16 protein-coding genes are annotated in these 17,005 nt (G+C 41.8%); 11 read left to right on the top strand and 5 right to left on the bottom strand.

Going from position 1 to position 17,005, the window contains the following annotated elements:
* Window positions 1–5: 5 nt before the first annotated feature.
* The 3 genes from J4E06_RS08110 to purD all read left to right on the top strand — a co-directional run bounded on the left by J4E06_RS08110 (window position 6) and on the right by purD (window position 3,834).
* On the top strand, window positions 6–1,157 hold the full coding sequence (locus J4E06_RS08110; protein WP_349523529.1) for a glycosyltransferase family 4 protein: 1,152 nt from the start codon (window positions 6–8) through the stop codon (window positions 1,155–1,157).
* Entirely contained in the window at window positions 1,154–2,125 is a 972-nt protein-coding gene (locus J4E06_RS08105) for a UDP-glucuronic acid decarboxylase family protein (RefSeq protein WP_349523528.1), read from the top strand. Before J4E06_RS08110 ends, J4E06_RS08105 begins: the two co-directional genes overlap by 4 nt.
* 437 nt (window positions 2,126–2,562) lie before the next feature.
* Window positions 2,563–3,834, top strand: coding sequence for a phosphoribosylamine--glycine ligase (gene purD / locus J4E06_RS08100; RefSeq protein WP_349523527.1), 1,272 nt, complete (start codon window positions 2,563–2,565; stop codon window positions 3,832–3,834).
* Here the strand turns inward: purD and J4E06_RS08095 are convergent.
* Window positions 3,829–4,050, bottom strand: coding sequence for a DUF6341 family protein (locus J4E06_RS08095; RefSeq protein ID WP_293166338.1), 222 nt, complete (start codon window positions 4,048–4,050; stop codon window positions 3,829–3,831). The genes purD and J4E06_RS08095 overlap by 6 nt on opposite strands.
* A gap of 39 nt (window positions 4,051–4,089) precedes the next feature.
* On the opposite strand from J4E06_RS08095, the gene J4E06_RS08090 reads away from it, so the two are divergent.
* From J4E06_RS08090 to J4E06_RS08075, 4 genes are all read left to right on the top strand, one after another.
* Window positions 4,090–5,019 (top strand): DUF6427 family protein, encoded by a 930-nt coding sequence (locus J4E06_RS08090; protein ID WP_349523526.1) that lies wholly within the window; start codon window positions 4,090–4,092, stop codon window positions 5,017–5,019.
* Window positions 5,020–5,059: 40 nt separating this feature from the next.
* Complete coding sequence (locus tag J4E06_RS08085) at window positions 5,060–5,665, top strand: DUF4254 domain-containing protein (RefSeq protein WP_349523525.1); 606 nt, start codon at window positions 5,060–5,062, stop codon at window positions 5,663–5,665.
* Entirely contained in the window at window positions 5,649–6,710 is a 1,062-nt protein-coding gene (locus J4E06_RS08080) for a glycosyltransferase family 9 protein (RefSeq protein ID WP_349523524.1), read from the top strand. Before J4E06_RS08085 ends, J4E06_RS08080 begins: the two co-directional genes overlap by 17 nt.
* A gap of 103 nt (window positions 6,711–6,813) precedes the next feature.
* A complete protein-coding gene (locus J4E06_RS08075) occupies window positions 6,814–7,749 on the top strand; it encodes a hypothetical protein (protein ID WP_349523523.1) in 936 nt (311 codons plus the stop codon).
* Here J4E06_RS08075 and arsS read toward each other — a convergent pair.
* The 3 genes from arsS to J4E06_RS08060 all read right to left on the bottom strand — a co-directional run bounded on the left by arsS (window position 7,746) and on the right by J4E06_RS08060 (window position 10,059).
* Window positions 7,746–8,834, bottom strand: coding sequence for an arsenosugar biosynthesis radical SAM (seleno)protein ArsS (gene arsS / locus J4E06_RS08070; protein ID WP_349523522.1), 1,089 nt, complete (start codon window positions 8,832–8,834; stop codon window positions 7,746–7,748). The two genes, J4E06_RS08075 and arsS, sit on opposite strands and share 4 nt — an antisense overlap.
* Before the next feature lie 12 nt (window positions 8,835–8,846).
* A complete protein-coding gene (locus tag J4E06_RS08065) occupies window positions 8,847–9,182 on the bottom strand; it encodes an arsenosugar biosynthesis-associated peroxidase-like protein (protein WP_349523521.1) in 336 nt (111 codons plus the stop codon).
* A 319-nt stretch (window positions 9,183–9,501) separates the two neighbouring features.
* Window positions 9,502–10,059, bottom strand: coding sequence for a fasciclin domain-containing protein (locus J4E06_RS08060; RefSeq protein ID WP_349523520.1), 558 nt, complete (start codon window positions 10,057–10,059; stop codon window positions 9,502–9,504).
* 159 nt (window positions 10,060–10,218) lie between these two features.
* On the opposite strand from J4E06_RS08060, the gene J4E06_RS08055 reads away from it, so the two are divergent.
* The gene (locus tag J4E06_RS08055; RefSeq protein ID WP_349523519.1) at window positions 10,219–10,992 is read left to right on the top strand and encodes a patatin-like phospholipase family protein; all 774 of its coding nucleotides are present in this window, start codon (window positions 10,219–10,221) and stop codon (window positions 10,990–10,992) included.
* A 26-nt stretch (window positions 10,993–11,018) separates the two neighbouring features.
* Here the strand turns inward: J4E06_RS08055 and J4E06_RS08050 are convergent, their stop codons facing one another.
* Window positions 11,019–12,065: a 2Fe-2S iron-sulfur cluster-binding protein gene (locus tag J4E06_RS08050; protein WP_349523518.1), complete on the bottom strand. Its 1,047-nt coding sequence runs from the start codon at window positions 12,063–12,065 to the stop codon at window positions 11,019–11,021.
* A gap of 120 nt (window positions 12,066–12,185) precedes the next feature.
* On the opposite strand from J4E06_RS08050, the gene J4E06_RS08045 reads away from it, so the two are divergent.
* The 3 genes from J4E06_RS08045 to porW all read left to right on the top strand — a co-directional run bounded on the left by J4E06_RS08045 (window position 12,186) and on the right by porW (window position 17,004).
* A complete protein-coding gene (locus J4E06_RS08045) occupies window positions 12,186–13,655 on the top strand; it encodes a DUF5687 family protein (RefSeq protein ID WP_349523517.1) in 1,470 nt (489 codons plus the stop codon).
* A gap of 21 nt (window positions 13,656–13,676) precedes the next feature.
* A complete protein-coding gene (locus tag J4E06_RS08040; protein WP_349523516.1) occupies window positions 13,677–14,372 on the top strand; it encodes an ABC transporter ATP-binding protein in 696 nt (231 codons plus the stop codon).
* Window positions 14,373–14,472: 100 nt separating this feature from the next.
* Entirely contained in the window at window positions 14,473–17,004 is a 2,532-nt protein-coding gene (gene porW / locus J4E06_RS08035) for a type IX secretion system periplasmic lipoprotein PorW/SprE (RefSeq protein ID WP_349523515.1), read from the top strand.
* Window position 17,005: the final 1 nt, after the last annotated feature.

Raw genomic sequence — 17,005 nt, 5'->3', positions numbered from 1 at the left:
GACCAATGTATTTTCTTGAAACTGCCATTTTACTTTTTATCGGGTCATTTTTATTGACCTATTTGACGATTCCGAGAATAATCGGTGTTGTGGAATATAAAAGATTAATGGATGATCCAGATCATCGAAGCTCACACAAGTCAAAAACCCCCACCTTGGGGGGAATTGCTTTCTTTTATTGTTTGATCTTCACCTTGTTTTTTATTAAAGACCGAGCTGAGCATTTAGAATATATTTACATTATTCCAGGACTTACAATTTTGTTTATAGTAGGTCTCAAAGATGATTTGGTTGTTCTATCGCCAGTTTCTAAGTTAATAGCTCAAATGTTGGCTATCAGCTTTGTTCTGGTTAATGATAGTTTTGGTATTGAGTCTCTTAATGGTTTTTTGAACATATATGAGATACCTTATTACCTCTATTTAGTGATTGGAGGTTTTTTAATGCTTACCATCATTAATTCATATAACCTTATTGATGGAATCGACGGACTCGCATCAATAGTGGGTATTGTAATAATGGTAATCTACACAACTATTTTTTATTTGTCCCAGGAGTATTTTTTTGCACTGATCGCCATTACCATGAATGCATGTTTGATGGCCTTTTTTGGCTTTAATATATCTTCAAACAAAAAAATATTTATGGGGGACACGGGTTCTTTGATTATCGGGTTTGTTATAAGTATTTTAACCTTAAAGTTTCTAGCCCTCGAGCCTACAGCATATGGGGAGCTACCATTTTTGTTGGAAAACGCCCCATTAATTGCTATAAGTATTTTGATAGTGCCTTTGTTTGATACCGCTCGTGTGTTTACTATTAGAATCGCCAATAAAAAAGGGCCGTTTTCACCTGACCGTAATCACATTCATCATATTTTAATCGATTTTTGGGGCCTTTCCCATAAACAGGCTAGTTTCATCATAGGTTGCTTCAATATCATCTTTGTAGTGCTTTTTATTATTCTGGGAAGTAAAGCAAAAAATACAGGAATGGTGATTATGTTGGTAAGTGTAGTGATTTTTTTAGCATATATATTCTTTAAGTATAATTACAACTTTACGACCCTCAAGCAAAAAATCTTGTTAAAGCGAAAAATTGAGGCGATTAAGGGAAAAAAAGAAAACGCTCCTAAAAAGAAGAAAGATAAAGAATGAAAAAAATACTAATCACCGGAGCAGCAGGTTTTTTAGGTTCACACCTTTGCGATAGATTTATAGCCGAAGGCCATCATGTGATTGGCATGGACAATCTAATAACCGGTGATTTAAAGAACATTGAACATTTGTTTCACCTTAAAAGGTTCGAGTTCTTCCACCACGATGTTACCAAATTTGTCCATGTTCCGGGAAAAATGGATTATATCCTGCACTTTGCCTCACCTGCAAGCCCCATAGATTATTTAAAAATTCCCATTGATACGCTAAAGGTGGGTTCTTTGGGAACACTCAACTTGTTGGGATTGGCCAGGGACCATGGGGCACGTATCTTGGTGGCATCAACTTCGGAGGTTTATGGAGACCCCTTGTTACATCCCCAAAGCGAGGATTATTTTGGCAATGTTAGCCCAATTGGCCCACGAGGGGTGTACGATGAAGCCAAACGTTTTATGGAGTCCATTACCATGGCCTATCACCGGCACCATGGATTGGATACACGCATTGTTCGGATTTTCAACACTTACGGTTCCCGTATGCGGTTAAACGATGGTCGTGTCGTCCCGGCTTTTATGGGCCAGGCACTTCGTGGCGAGGATTTGACCGTTTTTGGAGACGGTTCGCAATCACGCTCGTTTACCTATATCGACGACCAGATTGAAGGAATTTATCGCCTATTGATGAGCGATTATGTAGAACCCATCAACATTGGTAATCCGGATGAGACTACTATTTTGGAATTTGCCGAAGAAATCATCAAGCTCACAGGAACCGACCAAAAAATTATATTCAAGCCATTGCCACAAGATGATCCCATGCAACGACAGCCGGATATTTCCCGAGCAAAGGAAATCTTGGATTGGGAACCCAAAGTGCACCGTTCCGAAGGCCTTAAAAAAGTATTCGAATACTTTAAGTCACTTTCACACGACCAGTTGTGGGAATCTCATAGGGAATTTTTGCCGTAATTTTTTGTCACTTTAAAATGAGGAGTGTAAGGACGACGGAGAAATCTGTTTGTTCTTGAGATTTCTCACACTCTCCCGATAGTTATTGGGATTCGGTTCGAAATGACGAAGAGTATTCGTGGTGATTTGTGGCATTCGTGTCTGCAAGCAGGCAAACTCCAAATCAGAACACGACTTCCAACATCAAGCACAAGTTCAAGCGTCAAGCGCAAGAGAAATTGTACCTAGAGGTGACCATAGGGGATGTAGGACACAAATTTCACGAACGGATGCTTTCTGACCCCTAACAGGTTCAAACTTCCTACTTTTACCAATAACCCAATAACCCAATAACCTAATAACAGCAGGCAGGCGTACCAAGCAGAGAGTTTTAGATCATTTTAAAATAACAGCCAAATTAAATTTGAATTGCGTTATTTTTGCCAAAACGTTGAATCATGAATATCCTGGTTTTGGGTTCTGGTGGTCGCGAACATGCCATTTCCCTTAAAGTTTCACAAAGTCCGAAAACATCCAAACTATTTGTAGCGCCCGGTAATGCCGGCACTTCACAAATCGCCACAAATGTTGAGGTGGGTGTCAACGATTTTAAAGCCATTAAACAATTGGTGTTGAAAGAAAGCATCGAGTTGGTTGTGGTGGGGCCAGAAGACCCCTTGGTAAATGGAGTACACGACTTTTTCTTGAATGATGACATGCTGAAGACGGTTCCTGTTATAGGGCCAGAGAAAGTAGCAGCGGAACTCGAAGGCAGCAAGGAGTTCGCCAAAGAGTTTATGATGCGACACAACATTCCAACGGCAGCCTATCAAAGTTTTACCAGTGAAACATTGCAAGAAGGTTATAGCTTTTTGGAAACCTTAAAACCACCCTATGTGCTCAAAGCCGATGGTTTGGCGGCAGGTAAAGGCGTTTTGATTCTTCAGGATTTACAAGAAGCCAAAGGTGAGCTCAAATCCATGTTGCTAGACTCCAAGTTCGGCAACGCAAGTGCCACGGTGGTCATCGAGGAATTCTTGGACGGCATTGAACTGAGCTGTTTTGTGCTTACTGATGGCACCAACTACAAAATTCTTCCTACCGCCAAAGATTACAAAAGAATAGGCGAGGGAGACACCGGACTCAATACGGGAGGCATGGGAGCTATTTCCCCTGTGCCCTTTGCCGATTCGGCCTTCATGGATAAGATTGAGCGTCAAATCGTAAAACCTACTGTAGACGGCCTTAAAAAGGACAATCTGCCCTATGTTGGTTTTATCTTTATTGGTTTGATAAAAGTCGGAGACGAACCCAAGGTAATCGAGTACAACGTTCGTTTGGGCGACCCTGAGACCGAAGTCGTCATTCCACGGCTTAAAACTGATTTGGTCGAAGTGCTTCTCGCAATGGCGAATGGAACTTTGGACCAAGTAAATCTTCAAATTGACGAAAGGGCGGCGACAACCGTGATGGCGGTGTCCGGAGGCTATCCTGAAGCGTATAAAAAGGGCAAGGAAATATCAGGAACCGAAAACATCAAAGATTCCATAGTGTTCCACGCGGGAACAAAATTATCCAATGGAAAAGTAGTCACTAACGGGGGTCGGGTAATAGCGATAACTTCCTTTGGAAAAGATTTTAGGGAAGCGTTAAAAACATCTTATCAAAATATGGAAAAGCTCCATTTTGATGGAATGTATTACCGAAAGGATCTAGGGTTCGATTTATAGGTAAGAGTGAGAACTGATACTCTTATCTTCTTCACCACTTTCATTGAAAATTTTCAATTGGCCCATCCAATAAACCATGGCTACAAAGCCAATGATCATAAAAATCCAGTTAATGGAGTTGGCACCCCACCAGCTGTCCATAAAACGGAAAAAATCCAGTGGTGCGAAAAGGTAGTTTACAAATAAGTCCTCTATACCGTAAAAAAACTTGCTCATGTTGGCTATATTTACTTTACAAAAGTAGCAAAAGATAGGATGATTTCAAGCTTTTTCGGAAAAACTAAACCCATAAATTACATTGTTCTTGCCATTCTCTTGTTCCTTTTTTACTTCACCGATGTTTTTTTTCAAATAGGGGAACAAAGAATCAACCAGGTTATTGCATTGGAACTGTTGCTGTTCACGGTATTATTGTTCTCCGTATTTACCATCAACCAAATTGTAAGGGCCGAGAAGGCTACGGAATCCAACTCCTACGCTATGCTCTTTTTTTTGCTTTTGATCGTGACATTCTCCGATGAACTGGTGCTTCAATATGTGATTTTCGCCAACTTTTTCCTGCTACTGGCTTTTTGGAGGATATTATCCGTCAAATCTATTAGAAACGTAAAGCACAAAATTTTTGATGCTTCACTTTTGATCACCATTGCAAGTTTATTTTACGATTGGGCCCTGGCCTTTATGTTCCTTGTTTTTTTTGTAATCGGTGTCTACGATCGTAGGACATTTAAAAACTGGCTCGTACCATTTTTGGGTATGGCCACGATATTCTTTCTTACGTTCACTTTCTTGAAATTAAAAGGGTCTTTGAATTTTTTTGAGGAGCATTATCAGTTCTCTTTGGGACTTTTTACCACCAAATCATTTTTTCAGGTCTTGAACATTAAGACTTTGATCTACCTTATTTTGACCATTATCGTTTCTGTTCTGGTGTTTGTTCGACTGCGAAATACCAGCGGAGGCAAACTGCTGTTGCTAAGAATAGTGTTCTTGATCTTTGTTTTGGGGACAGGCATCATCCTGTTCACCCCTGCGGATGCTTCTCCAGTAATCATAACATTTTTTCCAGCAGCCGTTTTTTTTACCAATTATTTCGAAGCCATTGCAAAGCGTAAACTCCAAGAGGTAGTACTGATCGGTTGCATGGCTTTGGCCTGTTCGCTTTTTGCCATTCATCTTAACTAAGTATGGCATAAAGCAATATCTTTGAACAAATTTTATAGTTATGTTCAGCGATTTTGCCTTCAAAATATTCCAAAAAAGTATTGATACCTATCACATCAATGATGATGTACAACAAGAATTTTCCAATCCTTATCCAAAGGATAAAATAGAGCATTTACTTTACAGAAAAAACTGGATAGATACCGTACAATGGCATTACGAGGACATTATCCGCGACCCGGAAATTGAACCTGTAGCAGCCTTGGAGCTCAAAAGAAAAATAGATGCCAGCAATCAAGACCGTACGGATTTGGTGGAGTATATCGATAGCTATTTTTTGAATAAATACCAATCGGTTCAGGTAAAGGGTGGTGCTACTATCAATACCGAAAGTCCTGCGTGGGCCATCGATCGGCTTTCCATTTTGGCACTGAAGATCTATCACATGCAAGAGGAAGTGAACCGTACTGATGCGTCTCAAGAACACGTCGATAAATGTAGGGCGAAGTTGGATGTTCTTTTGGAGCAGAAGAAAGATCTTTCCACCGCCATTGATCAATTGTTGGCAGATATAGAATCCGGAGATAAGTACATGAAGGTTTACAAGCAGATGAAAATGTATAACGACGATGAACTAAACCCTGTGCTTCGTGGACAAAAAGGGTAAACATACCCATATCTTGGTCATTCGTTTGTCGGCCATGGGCGATGTGGCGATGACCGTCCCCGTTATCTGTGCACTCACGGATCAATATCCCGAAATACAACTTACGGTGCTTACCAAAAAACCGTTTAGGCCCATTTTTGATGGATTGGAGAACGTGGAAGTAAAAGAAGCAGACGTTAAAAATAGGCATAAAGGCTTAATGGGGCTTTGGCGCCTGTACAAAGAACTTAAACCTTTACGGTTCGATGCTGTTGCAGACCTACACAATGTGCTGCGCAGCCGCATTCTAAAAAAGTATTTTGCGTTGGAGAGCATACCATTTGCCCAAATTGATAAAGGGAGAAAGGACAAAAAAGCACTTACCCGCACCAAGAACAAAGTCTTTGAACAATTAAAGAGCACACACGAAAGGTATGCCGATGTTTTTACTAAACTGGGTTTTCCGATTGACTTGTCCAATACCAAACCCTTGGAACGAGTTCAGCTTTCCGAAAAAGTGCTTGGTTTGGTGCAGCAGGACACCAAAAAATGGGTCGGAATTGCACCTTTTGCCGCACACGAAGGCAAAATGTATCCATTGGAATCGACCAAAGAGGTCATTAAAGCGCTTAATAATACCGATAAGTATAAAATTTTGTTGTTCGGTGGAGGGGCTAAAGAAGTGGAAGTATTGGAAGGACTTGCCAAAGATTACCAAAATGCAGAGTGCATGGCAGGTAAACTTAGCCTATCCGAAGAACTACAGCTCATTTCCAATTTGGATGTGATGCTGTCCATGGACAGCGGCAATGCGCACATGGCCGCCAATTATGGTATTCCCGTATTGACACTTTGGGGCGTTACGCATCCTTACGCTGGTTTTTATCCGTTTGGCCAGCCGATGGAAAATGCACTTTTGGCCGACCGTGAAGAATATCCTTTGATCCCAACATCGGTTTACGGCAATAAAGTGCCCCAAGGCTATGAGAATGCCATGAACACCATCAAACCAAAGGATATTTTGGAGAAGTTGTTGGGGGTGTTGGAACCAAACACCAAATCATAATTACTATTTATCAACTCACCGTAAATTTTATAGTTAAATCAATTATCTTAACTTTCCATGTCCATTTATGACGTTCAACCCAAATCACATTAAAAAACAGACTATGAAAAAAACAAGCTTGATTTTCTCCGCATTGATAGGAATTACTATGCTTTCCTGTTCCACCGATGAACCCATCGAAAACCCCAATGCTGGCCCAAGACTTAATATTACTTTTATAATGGATGCTGATGCCGAACGATTGGATAATTTGGGAAACCCAGTTTCGGTGCCGGAAGGCAATGCTGCGCAAGATCCCGATTTTGATGTTTTGGGATTGCATTTTATTGGTTTGTACCCCGATAAATTTACCCCGTACGATGAGGGGGTTACCGTTGTATCTACAGCCACTACGGGAAGTGGAGGGGCAACTGCGATCGATTTTGACAGCGAAGTATTTTTTAATGATGAATTAAATACGCTTAGTGTGCCCTTAAGTTTTGTTAGTACTGGCACCTACGAATATTTTAGGGCCTCTATCGGCTATCAGAAATACAGAATCGTATATAATTTAGAGGGCGCTGAAACGGAAATTCCCGACTGGCCCGCCAACGTGGACGACAATATTGATGTGGATGGTGTTGTGGCTTCTTTTTTAGGTTACAACACTTATATCGGGAGCTATGTAATCGATAAGCAGACTGTTTCGGTCAATGGCAACAAGGCCCAGGGCTATTTTGGTTTGGAAACTACCGGAGAAATCGAAGGATTTGTTCTTACCCAGTTAACCCAAGGAGAGGCCCCTCAAACTACTGTGCCCAACCCCATTGACGATACGTCTCCAGTGCCCGAAGGTTCTTGCGTGGTTACGGGGCAATTCCCATCAGCTTTGGTGATACCTCAAAATGCAACGGATGACATTAATGTAGAAGTGGTCATATCCATTAACCAAAGTTTTGAATGGGAAGACGGCAACGGCAACGGCAAATATGAACCTTTGTTGGGCGAAACTGTTGTGGACATGGGCACACGAGGGGTTTTTCCTTCGGTAGTGGATTAAGCCACTGTCCCCTGGCAACTGCTTCCAGCTCCAGCGGTACAACCATAGCAATGTTGTGAGATAATAATGTCCCGATTGTTCAGCACTTCATCATTGAAATCCTTAATGTGTTTTATGGAACTCGCCACTTTTAGGTCCAGCATTTGATTAAAATCGCAGTCGTACAGCCAACCGTCCCAACTTACGGAGATGGTATTGGTACACATCACATTTTCCACTGCGGCAGGGTTATAGGCCTCTACCAAGGAGTACATATAATCTTCATAATTGTCCGAAGCAATCAGGTAGTCCAAGAAACGTGAAATCGGCAAATTGGTAATGGCAAAAAGGTTGTGAAAGTCAATATCAAAATCTTCTTTCAATGCCTTTTTAAAATCATGCTCCATAGCGGCCTGGTCGGCAGGCAAAAAAGCCCCCGAAGGATTGTACACCAAATCCAAGCGCAAAGGGCTATCGGGCATACCGTAACCTACTTCGTTTAGCATTTGCAGCGCCTTTATGGATTTATCAAAAACACCATCACCACGTTGTTTGTCCGTTTTGCCACGAGTGTAGTGGGGCATGGAAGATACCACGTGCACATTGTGCTTTTTAAAGAATTCGGGCAAATCGTGGTATTTTTTATTGGCCAAAATAATGGTAAGGTTGGAACGCACGATAAAATCTTTGATACCTGCTTTGGAAGCCTCTTCCACAAACCATCTAAAATCCGGGTTCATTTCAGGCGCGCCACCGGTAAGGTCTAGGGTATGGGCACCCGTATTTCGAATAACCTCCAAACACTCCTCCATAGTTTCCCTCGTCATGATCTCCTTTCGGTCCGGTCCGGCATCTACATGGCAGTGCCCACAGACTTGATTGCACATATAACCCACATTGATTTGTAGCACTTCCAATGTTTTGGGCTTTAACGGAAATTGGCCGGTTTCTGCAATTTTATTCTTAAAGTAGGGAAGTACACCATCCGAAAAAAGTTCCCCGTTTAGGATTTCTAACTGCGCTTGGGAGTTGGCAAGTGTGTCTTTCTGTGCCTTTAAGGATTTCTTAGCTGCTTTTTTTAAGTCTGTAAGTATGCTTTGCGTCATTCATCAAAAGGTTTACATGGAAAGTTTGTCGTATTTGTTCATCATTTGTACACCATGTACCAAGGTGGCTCCACTTTCTATGGCGGCTCCCGCGTGTACGGCTTCCATCATTTCTTCTTTGGTGATTCCTCGCTGAAGGCCATCTTTGGTGTAGGCATCAATACAATACGGACATTTTACAACGTGCGAAACCGCCAGTGCGATCAAAGATTTTTCTCGTGCACTCAGCGCCCCCTCCTCAAAAACTTTACTGTAGTAGTCAAAAAATTTATTGCCCAGCTCTTCGCTCCATTCGGTAATCTTACCAAATTTTCTCAAGTCTGCTGGATCGTAATATGATTTGGCCATTTTTCTTTATTTAATGTTACACCTAAACATACAACAATTATCACTATTCATTTTGGTCGAAACCATTTGGGATAGATTACATGTTTTGATTGATAAATTGTTGGTTTTGTCAAAATAAACGAGCTTACATCTGATTATGAGACTTTTAAAACGAAAAAAGGTGTCTAAAAAGCAACAAAATTTTGAATTTGTCAGGTTGAGCGCAGTCGAAACCGATATTGATTATCAATAAGTTGAAAATATTTCGACAAGCTCAATATGACATCGCTTTACTTTTAGACACCCTCTCTGGTAATCAAAAATCAACTAAACAAAAAGACTATTTTGAAGGAAGTACAACCGTGTCCACTACATGGATCACCCCATTGGATTGATTCACATCCGCAATGGTTACGGTGGATATATTTCCGGTGCCATCTTTGATCATAAGCATACCATTGTCCATCATCGCGGTCAACGTACCTCCGTTTACTGTGGTAAGTTCGGTCATGCCATTGCCTTTTTTGATCCATTTCATCAAATCATCTGCACTGTATTTTCCGGCCACTATGTGATAGGTAAGTACAGCTTGCAATTTTGTTTTGTTTTCAGGTTTTAGCAATGTGTCCACAGTTCCATCTGGCAATTTTCCAAAAGCACTGTTGGTAGGGGCAAATACGGTAAATGGTCCTTCTCCTTGTAAGGTCTCTACCAATCCAGCGGCTTTTACTGCAGCAACCAAGGTAGTGTGGTCCTTGGAGTTCACAGCGTTGGATACAATGTCCTTACTTGGGTACATGGCTGCGCCTCCTACCATTTTGGTTTGAGAAAACCCGTTTGCGATGGTCAAGAATCCTATACAGGATAATATCAGTGTCAATTTTCTAAAAGATTTCATGTGATTTAATTTTTAGTTTATATAATCACATACGGAGTTTTGGGCAGGTGGGTTTGGTTTTTGATGGGATTTGATGAAATTTAATCGAAATGCAATACAGAAGCAGCTTTGATAACCCATCATTGTATTAACTTTACCCTTATACATTTAAAAAGTGAGATGCTCGAAGATAAATCCATAGGTCTGGCACTTTCCGGTGGAGGTGTTAGGGGAATGGCCCATATTGGACTGATCAAAGCCATGCGCGAACACCAAATTGAAGCCAAGGTAGTTTCCGGGACCAGTGTTGGTGCCTTGGTAGGCGCTCTATACGCCAACGGCAACACGGTGGAGGATATGCTAAAGTTCTTTAAGGAGACCCCTTTGTTCCAGTACAGTTTTTTCACCATCATTAAACCAGGCTTTATTGATACGGAACGATACAGTGATATTTTTAAGAATTTTTTCCCTAACAATTCTTTTGAGAGTTTGGACAAACCATTGTATGTGGTGACAACCGACCTATTGAGCGGAAAGGAGAAAGTATTCGATAAGGGAGAGCTTATAAAACCTTTGTTGGCATCTGCTGCTTTGCCTCCCGTTTTTAGTCCAGTGGAAATAAACAATGTACTTTATGCCGACGGAGGCATTATGAACAATTTCCCGATCGAATATGTAAAGGATAAATCAGATTTTATTATTGGAAGTAATGTATCCGTAACAGTCCCCGTACAAAAAAAAGATCTGAGAAATTCGTTCCAACTTACAGGCAGGGTCACCAGTCTGATGATTCATGCTTCAAACGATGAAAAACTACACCAATGCGACCTTTTTATAGAGCCGAGGGAATTGGAATCCATTGGTGTGCTGGATAAAAAAGGCATCGAGAACGCCTTTAATATTGGATATGAGCACGCCAGTAAGGTCTTGGAAAAAATGTTGTCCAAGAGCTAAACCTTCAATTAAAACAAATTGAAAGATTATACGTCGTCGTAGTCTATTTTGATTTTTGCAGTGATCGGGTGCGATTGACAGGTCAATATAAATCCTTCTTCAATCTCGCCATCGGTGAGAATTTGATTTTTTACCATTTCCACCTTTCCTTCGACAAGGCGCGCAATACAAGTGCTGCAGACACCGCCCTGGCAAGAATAAGGAGCGTCTATGTCTTGTTTTAGAACGGCATCAAGCACCAATTCTTTTTTATCCATGATCAAGGTGAAGGTCTCATCATCCAAAAGAACCTCTACCTCGGTTTTGCCTTCCAATGCTTCGGCAAGCTCGTCCTCGGTGTCGTCACTGGTAAACAGTTCAAAATGGATTTTTTCTTTGGAAACACCATTGTCCTTTAAGGTGTCGGTGACCTGCTCTATCATTTCTTCAGGCCCACAAAGGTAAAAAGCATCAAATTCGACTCCTTTGAACTTGTTCTTCAGCACAAAGTTGACGGTGGAGCGCTCAATCCTTCCAAAAAGGGCACCTTCCTCATTGGACCTACTGTACACATATTGTACAAAAAAACGTTCTCCGTATCGTTCTTTAAGAGACTGTATGGTTTTAAAATACATAGTCTCCTCCGGTGATTGGTTCCCGAACACCAGTACAAAAGTGTTTTCAGGATTGCTCTCCAAAACGGTTTGGGCAATGCTCATTATCGGGGTAATGCCACTACCAGCCGCAAAGGCAGCAATTTTTTTAGGGGCGGTTCCCTCAAAAACAAATCTTCCTTCAGGTGCCATAACATCGATGGTGTCTCCAGCTTTCAAACTTTCGTTGGCGTACACAGAAAACGTCCCGTCCTCCATTTTTTTGATGCCCACCGTTAATTTTCCTGAAGATGGTGGAGAAGAAATGGAATAGGCCCTGCGAAGTTCCTTTCCGTTCAATTGATGCTTGAGGGTAATGTATTGCCCTGCCTTGAAACTAAATTTGTCTTTAAGATTTTCTGGAATATCAAAGGTGAGTGCTACGGAATTTGGTGTTAATTTATCTACCGCAGCTATTTTTAAAGCATGGAATTGGCTCATGTAATTCAATTTTGCTGCAAAATTAAGCATTACACTCCTTTTGAGCACCTATTTTTATAAAAAGCACATCTTTGTGTAACAAATCCAATAAATTGGATACCAACTACAAAAATACCGACCATGCTCAAACATTTTACACGACTCCAATGGATGTCATTTTTTAGGTCAGCCACTTTTAAAACGGAGATTTGGTTTAAAATTCTAATGGCCTTGGGAGCTCTTTATTTCATACTTGTATTTTTAAGTATGGGTGTAGGAGCCTATTTTATTATCGAGGATTCAGATTTAGGAGACCCCCTGCGCGTAATAAATCGATTTTTGATCTATTACTTCGCTTTTGATTTGGTATTTAGGTATATGCTGCAAAAAATGCCGGTCACCAATATAAAACCACTGTTGTATTTGCCCATTAACAAGAGCAAGGTGGTCAACTTTTCGTTGGGAAAAACGGTAATATCGTTTTTTAATATTGCCCACGCTTTCTTTTTTATCCCCTTTAGCATAGTGCTGCTCGTGGAAGGGTATCCTCCACTGCAGGTTATCGGTTGGCACTTGGCTTTGATGGCATTGTTCTACTGTAACAACTTTATCAATGTTATGGTAAACAATCAGAATGTGGTTTTCTATGGGCTTGCCGCACTGTTTATTTTGGCCGGGGCATCACAATATTATCAATGGTTTGATATTACCACCTACACCCAGCCCATTTTCGACTTTTTCTATGATATGCCCTGGACGGCGATAATTCCTTGGTTGATTTTGGTGGGATTGTACTATGGTGCCTTCGCATACTTTAAAAAGCATATGTACCTGGATGGTGGTTTGGCCAAAAAACAGACCGAGGCCAAAACAGAGAACTTGGAATGGCTGGATCGCTTCGGAAATTTGGGCACTTTCTTGAAGAACGACATCAAACTTATCAAACGAAACAAAAGATCCCGTTCTGCTGTGATCGCTGGAGCCTTTTTTATTTTTTACGGACTCCTCTTTTTTACAGGTGCCCTAGAAGTCTACGACGGGCCTTTTTGGAAGATTTTTGCAGGGATTTTTGTCACAGGCGGGTTCCTCTTCAGTTTTGGACAGTACGTGCCCAGTTGGGACAGTAGTTATTACCCCTTGATGATGAGCCAGAACATCAAATACCGTGAGTATCTCTCATCAAAATGGTATCTGGTGATCATTGCGACCATCATTTCAACCATTTTGGCCACTTTTTACATTTATTTTGGCTGGGAGGCCTATGCCGCTGTTTTGGTGGGGGCCATTTACAATATTGGCATCAACAGTTATTTGGTGCTTTGGGGCGGCGCTTACGTAAAAACACCGATAGACCTTACCTCCAACAAAAAAGCATTTGGCGACAAACAGGCCTTTAACGCCAAGACCCTCTTGCTCACCTTGCCCAAGCTGGCATTGCCCATTGGAATTTACGCCATTGGTCACTTTTTGATCAACCCCATGGCGGGATATATCTTTGTGGCCGTTTTCGGCATACTCGGATTTGCCTTCAAAAACAAGGTGTTCACCATGATCGAGGGCATTTATAAAAAGGAGAAATACAAAACGCTGCAAGCATACAAACAGAAATAATCACCATTAACAGAAAAGTACATGATCACAGTTCATAATTTAACCAAGACCTACGGAGAGAACACCGTTTTGAACATTGACCACTTGGAGATTCCCAAAGGACAGAGCTTTGGCCTGGTAGGAAACAACGGAGCAGGGAAAACAACCCTTTTTAGCCTGTTTTTGGATTTGATACAACCCTCGTCAGGGCACATTATCAACAAGGACGTGCAAGTGGACCAGAGCGAAGAGTGGAAGCCATTTACCTCGGCATTTATTGATGAAACCTTTTTGATAGGGTACCTCACCCCTGAAGAATACTTTTACTTTATCGGGGAACTGCGCGGCAGGAACAAGGCCGATGTGGATGCACTGCTGTCCGGGTTTGATGATTTCTTCCACGGAGAAATATTGGGTCAGAAAAAGTATTTACGAGATCTTTCCAAAGGAAACCAGAAGAAAGTGGGCATTGTGGCCAGTTTTATCGGTAACCCCGAAGTGGTGATCTTGGACGAGCCCTTTGCCAATTTGGACCCGACCACGCAAATTCGATTGAAAGGAATTATTAAAGATTTAGCGGCAAAAGAGGGGGTAACGGTGCTTGTTTCCAGTCACGATTTGATACATGTCACCGAAGTCTGCGAGCGTATCGTAGTGCTCAACAAAGGTGAAATTGTGAAGGATTTGCACACCTCGGCAGAGACCATGAAGGAACTTGAAGCTTTCTTTGCAGGTTGAGGTTTTAAATAAGCCTGGAGAAATTCTTGCATTTTATCGATAAGCCTTATAATAATCCGCTCTTTTTTGAGTTTAAGGTTACACAAGATTATCGATAATTTTGAAGCTTCATCATACATTTTTAGGTGCCTTGGTTTTGGGAGGACTTGCGTTTACCGCTTGTTCCACCAAAAAGGATAAGTTTATCAACAGAAATTGGCACGCCCTCAACACCGAGTACAACACTTTGTACAACGGTAACCTAGCCTTTCAAAAAGGCTTGGAGGAAATCAATGCCAACTATCGTGATGATTACTGGGAAATTCTTCCCGTAGAGCGCCTAAAGGTGACGGATGAAATAAAGCTCGACTCCGAGGACAACAACCCCAACTTTATCATTGCTGAGGAAAAGGCTACCAAAGCCATCCAAAAGCACAGCATGGACATCAAGGATGAGGAACGCAATCCTCAAATAGATGAAGCATTCCTGTTGTTGGGGAAATCCCGTTATTTTGACCAACGCTACATTCCGGCTTTGGAATCCTTCAACTATATCCTGAGGAAATATGTGGAAAGCGATAAGCTGAACGAGGCCACCATTTGGAGAGAAAAGACCAACATGCGTTTGGACAACCCCGAAGTGGCCATTAAAAACTTGAAGCGCCTCTTCAAGTATGAAAAATTGAAAGATCAGGAATACGCCGATGCCAATGCCGTTTTGGCGCAATGCTACATCAACCTGAATGCACCCGACACGGCCATCCAAAAATTGAAACTATCCCAGGCCTACACCAAAAAGAACCCAGAGAAGGGAAGGTACCTTTTTATAATCGGACAGTTGTACGATCAATTGGGCCATAAGGATAGTGCCAATTACGCCTACAACGAGGTGATTGAGCTCAACCGTAAATCGCCAAGGGTGTACATGATCAATGCTCACCTTAAGAAAATCCAGAACATCGAACTTACGGAGGGCAACCGGGAAGAAATGCTGGAATACTTGACCGATTTGGAAGAAAACCGGGAAAACCGACCTTTCTTGGACAAGATCTATCGTCAAGTCGCCCAGTTTCATATGGCCTATGAATCGGATAGTTTGGCCTTGGCCTACTACAATAAATCAATTCAAGCGACCCAAGGAGAGCGTAAACTGAATGCCCTAAATTATCAAAGTTTGGCCGATTACCATTTTGATGAGGATGCATATAGATTGGCAGGTTCCTACTACGACAGTACCCTGACCAACCTGAATGAAAACACACGAAAGTACCGAGACATCAAAAAGAGACTGGACAACCTCGAAGATGTTATCAAATACGAAGATATTGTACAGCATGCCGATAGCGTAATTACGTTATACCAGATGCCCGTAGCGGAACGCAAGGCCTATTTTGAGGATTATATCGCTGAGATGAAGCGCAAGGAAGAGGCCGAAGCAGAGAAACAACAAGAACGTGCCAATGCTGGGTTTGCTACGTTTGCTGATAGCAAGGGAGGCAAAGAGAACCAAGGCAAGTTCTATTTTTATAACATTACAAGTCTGGGACAAGGCCGAAACGGATTTAGAACCCGTTGGGGCACAAGGTCTCTTGAAGATGATTGGCGATGGAGCAATAGGTCAAAGACCTTGGTTTCCGAGGCAACGGGCGAGGAGGTCGCAAGCAATGACGAGGTGTTGACAGAGGACCAAAAGTATTCGGCGGATTACTATTTGGAACAGTTGCCGACTGATGTTGCCGTAATTGACAGCTTAAAGGGCGAACGCAATTTTGCCAACTATCAATTAGGATTGATATATAAGGAGAAGTTCAAGGATAATATGCTTGCTGCTGCCAAGTTGGAGCGCGTGCTTTCCTCCAATCCCGAGGAACGCTTGATTCTCCCATCAAAATACAACCTCTACAAGATTTACGAGGAATCCGGAAGCCCATTGGCGATGGATATGAAACAGAACATCATCAACAATCATCCCGATACACGCTATGCCGAAATTTTATTGAACCCACAAGCGGTATTGGATGGAAACTCGGACAGCCCCGATGCCAGGTATGCGGCATTGTTCAAACAATTCCAAAAGCAAGAATTTTTAAGGGTGATTACCCAGTCCGAAGAATACATCAACAAGTTTACAGGCGACCCCATTGTACCCAAGTTTGAAATGCTGAAAGCGAATGCCATTGGCCGTTTGCAAGGGTTTGAGCCTTTTAAAGAGGCCTTGAACTATGTGGCGCTCACCTATCCGAACAATCCCGAAGGGAAGAAAGCGGAACAAATGGTGGAAGAGCAACTGCCCAAACTGGAGAACAAAGAATTCTCACCGGAAACAGGTTCCACCGGAGCTGGAAATTGGAAAGTGGTATTCCCATTTAAGATCAGGAATGATGAAAAGGCGACCAAACTCAAAGAGCGTTTGGCGGAGGTAATCGATGAACTAAACTACAAAAACATTGTTTCCAAGGACATTTATAACCTCGAAGATGAATTTGTGGTGGTGCACGGCTTTCCTTCCCAAGACTTTGCCCTAGGCTTTGCCGAGCTTATAAAAAACAATAGGGACTACCTTATTAAAGATGAGAATTTTGTAGTTTTATCCGATAATTACAAAATCATACAAGTCCACAAGAACTTAGAATCATACAAAGCACAATTTTAAC

The organism is Allomuricauda sp. NFXS6 (genome assembly GCF_040148835.1).
GTDB lineage: Bacteria > Bacteroidota > Bacteroidia > Flavobacteriales > Flavobacteriaceae > Flagellimonas.
This window is presented reverse-complemented; position numbering and strand designations above follow the sequence as displayed.